This window comes from uncultured Corynebacterium sp. (assembly GCF_937999985.1).
GTDB lineage: Bacteria > Actinomycetota > Actinomycetes > Mycobacteriales > Mycobacteriaceae > Corynebacterium.
Window position 1 is genome coordinate 1 of the sequence record NZ_CALLDG010000174.1, and the last position, 7,567, is coordinate 7,567.

Sequence of the window (7,567 nt, forward strand, 5' to 3'; positions counted from 1 at the left end):
TAATCCCTTAGAGCTTCGGCACAAAACGAGAAAAATCTTGAAGAGCTTGAGCGCTATCGAGCCACGGGAGGCACACCAGCACTATGAAAAACTCCATGATTGATGACGAGTACACCGGCATCAACAGCGGTAGGGGCAACGGCGGTTCGGCCGACGATAGCGATAAGAAGGAAGACAAGGGTCGGCGGCGCGGAAACAACGAGAACCCGTCGGCGGACTTGGTTCGCGTTTACCTCAACGGCATCGGCAAGACCGCGCTGCTGACCGCCGAGGACGAAGTCGAACTGTCGAAGCGGATCGAAGTTGGCCTGTACTCCGAGTACCTGCTGGCCAACGCCGAGAAGCTCACCCGCGCAAAGAAGCGCGACCTGAAGGTTCTGGCCCGCGAGGGCAAGGCAGCCCGCAGCCACCTGCTGGAGGCAAACCTGCGCCTGGTCGTCTCCCTAGCGAAGCGCTACACCGGCCGCGGAATGCCGCTGCTGGATCTCATCCAGGAAGGCAACCTGGGCCTGATCCGCGCGATGGAAAAGTTTGACTACTCCAAGGGCTTTAAGTTCTCTACCTACGCGACCTGGTGGATTCGCCAGGCCATCACCCGTGGCATGGCCGACCAGTCCCGGACCATCCGCCTTCCCGTCCACCTCGTCGAGCAGGTCAACAAGCTGTCCCGCATCAAGCGGGAGATGTACCAGCAGCTGGGCCGCGAAGCCACGAACGAAGAGCTGTCGGAGGAGTCCGGCATCGAGGAGTCCAAGATCGAGATGCTGCTGAAGCAGTCCCGCGATCCGGTGAGCCTGGACATGCCAGTCGGCAGCGACGAAGAAGCCCCGCTGGGTGATTTCATCGAAGATTCCGAGGCGACCGACGCGGAAACCGCCGTAGTGGCTTCCCTGCGCCACTCCGATGTGCGCGCAGTCCTGGGCACCTTGGAGGAGCGCGAGCAGGACGTGATCAAGCTACGCTACGGCCTGGATGACGGGATGCCCCGCACGCTGGATCAGATCGGCCGTCGCTTTGGGTTGTCCCGCGAGCGCGTGCGCCAGATCGAACGCGAGGTAATGGCGAAGCTGCGCGAAGGCGACCGGGCGGACAAGCTGCGCGAGTACGCGGTTTAACCCCGCTGTAGAACCAGTACCTACACTTCTGCCCCGCTCCCGATGTGGACGGGGCTATAATCATGAGAAGTCAACAAGCACAGAAAGGGCGTAGCGCACGTGAGGGATCTCGTCGATACCACTGAGATGTATCTCCGAACGATTTACGAGTTGGAAGAAGAGGGCATTCCACCGCTGCGCGCCCGTATCGCCGAGAGGCTCGACCAGTCCGGTCCGACCGTGAGCCAGACCGTCGCCCGCATGGAACGCGACGAGCTTCTGACCGTCGAGAAGGATCGCTCCCTAAAGCTCAGCACGCAGGGGCGTGCACTGGCCACCGCCGTGATGCGAAAGCACCGCCTGGCAGAGCGCCTGCTAACCGACGTGATCGGCCTGCCGTGGGAAAAAGTGCACGACGAGGCCTGCCGTTGGGAACACGTCATGGGCGACGAGGTCGAGGTGCAACTGGTGAAGGTGCTCAGCGAATACGCCACCTCTCCGTTCGGCAACCCGATCCCGGGGCTGGACGAGCTGGTGGAAGGTATCCCGGAGGCCGAGCGCGCGGAGATGCTGGAGAAGGTTAACGCCCTGCAGGAGGGAACCTCGCAGCGCGCCTCCGACATTGAGCCGTCGGAGCCGATCCAGGTGAAGATCCTCAGCATCAACGAAATCGTCCAGGTCGAGCACAAGCTGATGGCTAAGTTCCATGCGCTTGGCATGCGCCCAGGCAGCGTTGTGAGCCTGGTGGCCACCGAGGACGGCCTGGAGTTCAGCAACGACAACGGCGCCATGGTAATTCCGGAAGAACTCGGCCACGCCGTGCGAGTGGAGAAGGTTAGCTAATCAGTGCGGTAGCGTGGGTCATGTGAGTAGCATCGATCTTTCCTCTTCTGTCCTATCCCCTTCCTCCCACATTGTCGTCACCGGCGGTGCCGGATATGTCGGCAGCGTGTGTGCCAGCGTGCTGCTGGAACACGGCTTCCGCGTAACGGTCGTCGACGACCTGTCCACCGGCAACGACTACGCCGTGCCGGAGGGCGCTACCTTTGTTCAGGGTGACATCCGCGACGTCATTTCCGACGTCTTCGCAGCCGGTGACGTTGCCGCCGTGATGCACTTCGCCGCCCGCTCTTTGGTCGGCGAGTCGGTGGAAAAGCCGGACATCTACTGGCACCACAACGTGGGAACCAGCTTGTACCTTCTGGATCAGATGCGCGAGCACGGAGTGCAGAACCTCGTGTTCTCCTCCACCGCCGCTACCTACGGGGAGCCCGAGCAGGTTCCGATTACAGAGGATATGCCCACCGCCCCCACAAACCCCTATGGCGCATCCAAGCTGGCGATCGACCACATGATCACCTCCTATGCCAACGCTTACGGGCTGGCCGCGACTTCCCTGCGCTACTTCAACGTCGCCGGCGCGTACGGCGACATCGGGGAAAACCACAAGGTAGAGACGCACCTGATTCCGCTGGTGCTGCAGGTTGCACTCGGCCACCGGGAGCACATCTCCATCTTCGGCACCGACTACCCCACCGCTGACGGGACTGCGGTGCGCGATTACATTCACATTCGGGATTTAGCGGACGCACACCTGTTAGCCGCGGCCTCCAACACTGCCGGCCAGCACCGAATCTTCAACCTGGGCTCCGGTGATGGCTTTAGCGTGCGCCAGGTGATCGACACCTGCCGCGAGGTAACTGGCCACCCGATTCCGGCCGTGGAGTCTCCGCGCCGTGCAGGCGACCCCGCCACCCTCATCGCCTCCTCCGCAAAGGCTAAGGCCGAGCTCGGATGGAACCCGACCCACTCCGACCTGCACACGATCATTTCGGATGCCTGGGCGTTTAGCGGACAACTGGGTGATAGGTTGCATTCCGCACAGCGTTAACCGCATCCCAGTCCACGGTCTGCAGCAGGCGCTCGTATTCCCATGCGAGATCAAGCCCGGCGTACTCCCGGACTGTGATGTAGCTACGCTCCGGAACCCACCCGGCTCCTTCCGGCTCGCCGGAATCCTCTGCTGCGTCCAGATCCATCTGCACATTCGCCATGACCGTACATGCCGCGCGCACGGCCTTGGACAACAGCAGCTTGATCTTGCCCCTCTGGTGCGCGTCCAGCGCCGCGATCGTGATGTCGGCGGTGAACTCATCCAAGGCACTGAGCTGTGGCTGTGTATCGGACTCATCGGCATCCTCCACGCCACGCAAAAGGTCTTCCAGCGCTGCTTCGGGGTCGGCAGCCAGCGCAGCCGGGTCGTCGGCGTGCTCCAACAGATCCAGCCTCGCGCACGCATCCTCGGTGTAGAGGTCCGCCTCGAGCTCCTCCAGCAGTCGCGTAAGCGTGTGGTAGGCCAGCACTCCTTCGTCGTTAGCCGACGCCACCAGTGCCAGAATCAACATCACCCGTCGCCGCACCGATCCCGTCGTCCGCCGCGCGGTACTTGCTAGCATCTCCCGCAAGATGGCGCTGTTTGCACCGAGCGACCATGCGATAACTACCGTGTGCAGGAATTCGTCGCAGCAAATCGCGGCGAGGCTATCGATCAGGTACTCGTCTTCGCATTCCTCCTCCAGCACTCGCTGGCCTTCCGCCACGGCAGCCACCCCGACTAGTACCTGGATCAGGTCGACCGTCGTGGCTTCCCCGCGATCCTGCAACATCCAGTCCGGTGCTGCGATGTTCGCGGGATCTAGCCAGCGTTCCATTTCCTCTCTGTCGCCCATGCGGCGCGCACCACTGAGTGCGCTGATGTCCGCCAGCTCGTTGGTTTCCACGCTGGCGACGGTGCCCGTCTCCCCGTCTAGGACATCTGTCCACGGTTCCCCCGTGGCAATCTGCGAGACCTCCAGCGCCGACTGAACTTCCACACATCCGTCCTGGAGCTGTTTAATGGCGGAGGCCACACAGGCTCGCAGGCGGTCATCCATGTCGCCGATGGTGAGGATGATGGCCTCTGCCGCTGGGGCGTCACAAAGAATGTCGGTTAGACCGCGAGCCGCTTCGGTCACGGCTGCGGGGATAAAGTCGCAGCGCAGGACGGGGCCAATGCGAAAACGGCGATGGTTCTCCGGCAACGGGGCGGGGCCGGTGGTGCCGGTGTTGATCGGTTCGGTGGGTTCGGTGGAGGCGACGAGACCGATGATGACCATCGAGTCAACCGGCGGGAAGCCCAACAGCGAGGGAATGGCCGCAATGAGCTTTCCTTTGTCGGCCCCGAGGTGAACCGAGGGAGCTGGCGTAGCGGAGGCGGCGGGCGCGGGAATAGATTGTGCGTTCTGGTCGTTGTGTTCTGGTGAGTTGCTCATGCCGCAGATACTCGCCAAGAAAATTTTTTGATGCGGTCACGGTGGCCGCTGGACTAGGCATTGCCCCAGGGGCCTGTGGATAACTCAAAACTGTGAATACAGCTTTCTAGCTGTTCGAAATACGCGCCGTCTCGGGCTAGGTTGTCCGAACTGCCTGATAGGCTTGGCAGACAGTGCTTGGTTGGACAAAGGTTCCGCCGGAAGGGAGAGCGAAACTATGAATGGTCGCCACGAGCGCAAGGCCGCGGGTCGGATGTACGAGATGGAATACCCGGCTCCGATCCAGTTCGACCGCCCCTCCATTGCGGATGCGACCGCGGGGCTTGGCGGCTCTGAGGACGGCGCCGAAGAGCTGCCGATGCTGGTCGCGCTGCAGGGCTATGCCGACGCGGGGCAGGCCGTTTCCAGCGCCAGCTCCCACCTGCTCGCCGCTCTGGAACACAGCCCAGTGGCCTCGTTCAAGGTAGACGAGCTGATCGATTACCGCTCCCGCCGCCCCGGTGTGACCATCGATAACTCCAAGGTTGTGGATAGCGACGACGTACGCCTGGACCTGCATCTGGTCAAGGATACGCAGGGGCGCCCGTTCCTACTGCTCAGTGGCCTGGAGCCGGATCTGAAGTGGGGCGCGTTTAGCGATGCCGTGGTGGACCTGGCCCGGCGTGGCCAAGTAGGCATGGTTGCCTCCCTTTACTCGGCGCCGATGACAGTGCCGCACACCCGGCCGCTGGTGATCTCCGCGCACGCTTCGGATTCCTCGCTGATCCAGGACTTCCACACCTGGGACTCCCGGATGATCGTCCCGGGCGCGGCCGCACTGGAGACGGAGAAGAAGCTGAACCGCCACGGATTCGAGACAATCGGGCTGACCGCCCACGTACCGCACTACATTGCGGCCTCGGACTACCCGGAGGCAACGCTGCGCCTGCTGCAGGCCTTCGGGGAGGTCGCGGACCGCGACCTCCCGCTGAAGGCTCTGGAAAGGGAATTGGAGCGGGTGCAGCACCAGCTGCAGGACCAGGTGGAAGACTCCCAGGAGATCGCCACGGTCGTCAGTGCTCTCGAGCACCAGTACGACGCGGAGATGGAGCGCATGCGCCGCAAGCGGGAAAGCAACCTGCTGAAGCCGGGCCAGGACATCCCGACCGGCGAGGAGCTGGGCGCGGAATTCGAGGCTTTCCTGCAGAACATGTCCGACGAAAACGGTGCCGATAATAGCGCAGACAACGGCACCGACTCCGACGAGCAAGAGGATAACTAGAAACAGTGGGTATTGCCGCCGAACTCGCAGACCTGCTTCCGGATCTGGACGAGGTTCCAGAGTCGCTGATCGACGACGCAATTCTGGAATCCTTCCTCGGCTGGACGCGCGACCGCGGCATTAGCCTCTACCCCGCCCAAGAGGAAGCAGCCACCGCGCTGGTCGCCCAAGACAACGTCATTCTGGCCACCCCCACCGGCTCGGGCAAGTCCATGGTCGCCATCGCCGCGCACTTTATCGCCATGGCACGCAAGCAGCGCAGCTTCTACACCGCGCCGATCAAGGCCCTGGTGAGCGAGAAGTTCTTCGACCTTTGCCAAACCTTCGGCCCGGAGAATGTCGGGATGATGACTGGTGACGCCACAGTGAATGGTGGGGCACCGATCATCTGCGCCACCGCCGAAATCGTTGCCAACATTGCCCTGCGCGATGGCGCGAAGGCGAAGATCGACCAGGTAGTGATGGACGAGTTTCACTACTACTCCGAGCCGGATCGCGGCTGGGCCTGGCAGGTTCCGCTGCTGGAACTCCCCAAGGCGCAGTTTCTTTTGATGAGCGCCACCCTGGGCGATACGAAGTGGCTGGAGGATGACCTCACTGAGCGCACGGGCCGGCAGACCACCCTGGTGACGGGCACCACCCGGCCCGTGCCATTGGACTTCCACTACGTCTACACCCCTGTCCACGAGACGGTGGAAGAGCTTATCAGCGACGGCAAGTCGCCGATCTACATAGTCCACTTCACCCAGCGCGAAGCCATCGAGCGCGCCCAGGCCTTGACCAGCATGAAGCTGGTGAACGACGAAGCGAAGGCCGCTATCGCCGAGGAGATCGGCGACTTCCGCTTCACCTCCGCCTTCGGCAAAACTCTTTCCCGCCTGCTACGCAAGGGCATCGGCGTGCACCACGCAGGTCTGCTGCCGAAGTATCGGCGCCTGGTAGAGCGCCTATCCCAGAAGGGACTGCTGAAGATCATCTGTGGCACCGACACCTTGGGCGTGGGCATCAACGTGCCGATCCGCACCGTGCTGTTAACGGGGCTGACGAAGTACGACGGGGTGAAGCACCGCGTGCTGAAGTCCCGCGAGTTCCACCAGATCGCTGGCCGTGCGGGCCGAGCGGGCTACGACACGGAAGGCACCGTCGTGGTCCAGGCCCCGGAACACGAGATCGAGAACTTCCGCCTCCGTCAGCGCGCGGGAAGCGACCCGAAGAAGATCAAGAAGCTGCGCAAGCGTTCGGCTCCGGAAGGGCAGGCAACCTGGAGCGAATCCACATACGAGCGGCTCACCCAAGCGGAGCCAGAGGAACTGACCAGTCAGTTCCGCATGAGCAACTCGATGCTGCTGAACGTGGTTGCCCGCGACCAGTGGACCTTCGAGGCGCTCAAGCACCTGCTGCGCACCAACCATGACACGCGATCGAAGCAGAACAAGGCCATCCTGCGAACGATCGAGCTGTATCGCGGGCTTATCAACGCCGACGTGGTCGAGGAGTATGCGGCTGATACGCCCAGCGGCAAGGATGCACGCCTGACCGCGGACTTAAGCCGCGACTTTGCGCTGAACCAGCCGCTCTCCCCCTTCGCTCTGGCCGCCCTGGAGCTGCTGGACCCGGAGTCCGAAACCTTCGCCTTGGACGTCATCTCGACGTTTGAGGCCGTGCTGGAGGATCCCCGACAAGTGCTTATAGCCCAGCAGAAGGCGGAGCGGGGTGAGGAGATCGCGGCGCTAAAGGCAGAGGGCGTCGATTACACCGAACGCATGGCCATCGTCGAAGACATCACCTGGCCCATGCCACTGGCCGACGAGCTAGACCAGGCCTACGACACTTTCTGCGAAGGAAACCCCTGGGCTCGGGGTTTCCAGATCAGCCCGAAATCCATCGTGCGCGACATGGTG

General features: G+C 62.6%; 6 protein-coding genes. 5 read left to right on the forward strand and 1 reads right to left on the reverse strand.

Features of this window, described 5'->3' with window-relative positions; genetic code table 11:
• Positions 1-95 precede the first annotated feature (95 nt).
• The 3 genes from Q0331_RS08245 (at position 96) to galE (ending at position 2,985) form a co-directional block, all read left to right on the forward strand.
• The gene (locus Q0331_RS08245) at positions 96-1,115 is read left to right on the forward strand and encodes a sigma-70 family RNA polymerase sigma factor (protein WP_298075897.1); all 1,020 of its coding nucleotides are present in this window, start codon (positions 96-98) and stop codon (positions 1,113-1,115) included.
• 99 nt (positions 1,116-1,214) lie between these two features.
• Positions 1,215-1,937 (forward strand): metal-dependent transcriptional regulator, encoded by a 723-nt coding sequence (locus Q0331_RS08250; RefSeq protein WP_298075898.1) that lies wholly within the window; start codon positions 1,215-1,217, stop codon positions 1,935-1,937.
• Positions 1,938-1,950: 13 nt separating this feature from the next.
• Positions 1,951-2,985, forward strand: a complete 1,035-nt coding sequence (gene galE / locus Q0331_RS08255; protein ID WP_298075899.1) for a UDP-glucose 4-epimerase GalE — start codon at positions 1,951-1,953, stop codon at positions 2,983-2,985.
• Here the strand turns inward: galE and Q0331_RS08260 are convergent.
• A complete protein-coding gene (locus Q0331_RS08260) occupies positions 2,942-4,405 on the reverse strand; it encodes a DUF4192 domain-containing protein (RefSeq protein WP_298075900.1) in 1,464 nt (487 codons plus the stop codon). The two genes, galE and Q0331_RS08260, sit on opposite strands and share 44 nt — an antisense overlap.
• Positions 4,406-4,622: 217 nt before the next feature.
• Between Q0331_RS08260 and Q0331_RS08265 the strand changes: the two genes are divergently transcribed.
• Entirely contained in the window at positions 4,623-5,666 is a 1,044-nt protein-coding gene (locus tag Q0331_RS08265) for a PAC2 family protein (protein ID WP_298075901.1), read from the forward strand.
• Between the two features lie 5 nt (positions 5,667-5,671).
• Positions 5,672-7,567: RNA helicase (locus Q0331_RS08270; RefSeq protein ID WP_298075902.1), on the forward strand; the 1,896-nt coding region annotated here is incomplete at its 3' end.

Excerpts from the sequence above, each read along its gene's own strand:
- Q0331_RS08260 (WP_298075900.1), bottom strand. The coding sequence starts at position 4,405 with ATGAGCAACTCACCAGAACACAACGACCAGAACGCACAATCTATTCCC.
- Q0331_RS08245 (WP_298075897.1), top strand. The coding sequence starts at position 96 with ATGATTGATGACGAGTACACCGGCATCAACAGCGGTAGGGGCAACGGC.
- Q0331_RS08265 (WP_298075901.1), top strand. The coding sequence starts at position 4,623 with ATGAATGGTCGCCACGAGCGCAAGGCCGCGGGTCGGATGTACGAGATG.